This is a genomic window from Mesorhizobium sp. M7A.F.Ca.US.005.03.2.1, assembly GCF_003997795.1.
Taxonomy (GTDB): domain Bacteria; phylum Pseudomonadota; class Alphaproteobacteria; order Rhizobiales; family Rhizobiaceae; genus Mesorhizobium; species Mesorhizobium ciceri.
This window is the reverse complement of sequence record NZ_RZRP01000881.1, coordinates 1-2540: the sequence shown is the minus strand read 5'-3', so window position 1 is coordinate 2540 and position 2540 is coordinate 1. Positions and strand designations below refer to the sequence as shown.

General features: G+C 68.1%; 1 pseudogene. It reads left to right on the top strand.

The window, feature by feature from the left end:
- Positions 1-121 precede the first annotated feature (121 nt).
- Positions 122-2540, top strand: a pseudogene (locus EN991_RS31900) (calcium-binding protein); the annotation flags it as partial.

Here is a 2540-nt window from a genome sequence, read left to right as displayed (position 1 = left end):
CGGCAGCGTGAGCCAGGCTTCGGGGAACAGTTCGACCGCCCTCGGCACGGGAACCGTCGCCAACAGCTTTGGTACCGCGGTTGGATCGACCAGCCAAGCAACCGGCGGCAACGCGACCGCAATGGGAGCGGGTAGTAACGCAAGCGGCGGCAATTCGATAGCGCTGGGAGTGGTCAGCCAGGCAACCGGCGGCAATTCTCTCGCCGCCGGGAACGGCGCCAACGCCAGCGGAGTCTCGGGCGTCGCCGTCGGCAACGCTGCTAGGGCGACCGGCAACAGCTCAACGGCACTCGGGGTGCAAGCGCTGGCGATCGGCGACAGCACGGTTGCTGTCGGTCAGGGCGCCGGCGCCGGGTCAACCACCGGAAATGCCAGCTCGGTCGCGGTGGGCGTCGCGGCAGGCACGCTCGTCAGCGGCGGACAGAATACCGCTGTCGGCGGCGGCGTCCCAAGCGTCTTGAGAGGCGCCGGCTCCGGCGTCACGGGGCAGCGCAATGTCGCCCTCGGCACTGGTGACGGCGCCGTTGCCTATGACGCAACGCTCTCCGCCTCCGCGGGCAATCTGGTCACCGGCAACGACAACATCGCGATCGGAACCAATGCCGGTATTGGTGTCGCCGTCAGCAACACCGCGTCGATCGGCCACAACGCTCAAGCCAGCCAGACCAACGCCGCCGCCATTGGCACGGGATCCATCGCCAGCGGCGTGAATTCCATCTATCTGGGCGCACGCTCCGCTGCCGGAACGGGGGCTCTCGCTCAGAGCGCGATCGCTATCGGCGTGGACGTGACGGCAAACGTGGCTGATGCCACGGCGATCGGCCGTACAAGCGTGGCATCGGCCCAGTTCGCCGTCGCAATCGGGGTAAATTCCCGTGCGACGGGGATAAGCTCGTCAACACTCGGCCCCAACGCACTCGCCTCAGGCAATTTCGCATTGGCTTTCGGCAATGCCGCTCTGTCGAGTGGAATCGGCTCGGTCGCGATTGGGTCGGGTGCCCAGGGCACGGATGTTGGCGCCGTGGCGCTCGGCAATGGCTCCCGTGCGACCCTCGCGCGCGCAACGGCGCTGGGCGTTAGCGCATCGGCGAGTGGCGCGAGCGCCCTGGCGATGGGCGATACCGCAAACGCGAGTGCCCAGAACGCGATCGCCGCCGGAACGAACGCGGTCGCAAACTCCGCCGATGCCGTCGCCATCGGCACCAGGGCGAATGCAAGCGGCGGCAAGGCCGTCGCCATCGGCGCCGACAACGTCGCTTATGGCGACGGCGCCGTCTCTATCGGCGATCCCAGCTATGCCAGCGGTACCGGCGCCTTCACCGGCGGCGCCAACAACATCGCCAACAGCGATGGCACGGCAACCGCCACCGCGGCCAATATGGCCAACGGCGCTGTCGCCATCGGCAACAGCAACAAGGCGATCGGGCAAGGCTCGGTGGCGCTGGGCAACGGCTCGACGGCGGGCGCAGCCGGCCTCGCCGGGAACGTCGCACTGGGCGATGGCGCGACAGCGGCGGCAAGCTCCGGCGATGTCGCGCTTGGTTCGGGCTCGGTCACCACTACGGCGGTCGGCACGGCCAGCGGTGTGGTCAACGGAACGACCTACGCCTTCCAGGGCACCAATCCGACCTCGACGGTCAGCATCGGTGCACCCGGCGCCGAACGCACCATCACCAACGTCGCTGCTGGGCGGATCAGTTCAACATCGACCGACGCGATCAATGGCTCGCAGCTCGCCGCCACCAACCAGGCGGTGGACGCCATCGGCGCCGTCGTCAACAATCTCAACGTCGGCGGCGGCATCAAATATTTCCACGCCAACTCGACGGCGGCGGACTCCTCGGCCACTGGTACGGACTCGGTCGCCATCGGACCCGTCGCGACCGCGACGGGGACAAACGCCATCGCGGCCGGCGTCAATTCGAGCGCCTCCGACGCCAACGCCTCGGCCATCGGCAGTGGCGCCGTCGCGTCGGCGCTCGACGCAACGGCACTGGGGTACATCTCCAAGGCCTCGGGCCAATACAGCACCGCCATTGGCGCAAACGCCACCGCCACAGCCACGTCCAGCACGGCGATCGGCCAGAACTCGCTTGCGGCTGGCGTTCAGGCGACTGCTGTTGGTGTAGGCGCCAATGCCGTCGCCCAGAACGCGCTCGCGCTGGGCGCCGGCTCTGCTGCTGGCAATGCGGGCGACGTGGCGCTCGGCTCAGGCAGTGTCACCGACGTCGCCGTCGGCACGCCCAGCACCGTGATCAATGGCACCACCTACGCCTTCCAGGGCACCAACCCGACCTCGACGGTCAGCGTCGGCGCGGTCGGCGCCGAACGCACCATCACCAACGTCGCCGCCGGACGGATCAGTTCGACGTCGACCGATGCCATCAACGGTTCGCAGCTCGCCGCCACCAACCAGGCCGTCGACGCCATCGGCACCACGCTCAGCACCATCGGCGGTTCCGTCACCAATCTCGGCAACACGTTCAACAACATCGCCGGCGACACCTCGACGGCCTATACCGATGCCAACGGCATAGGCA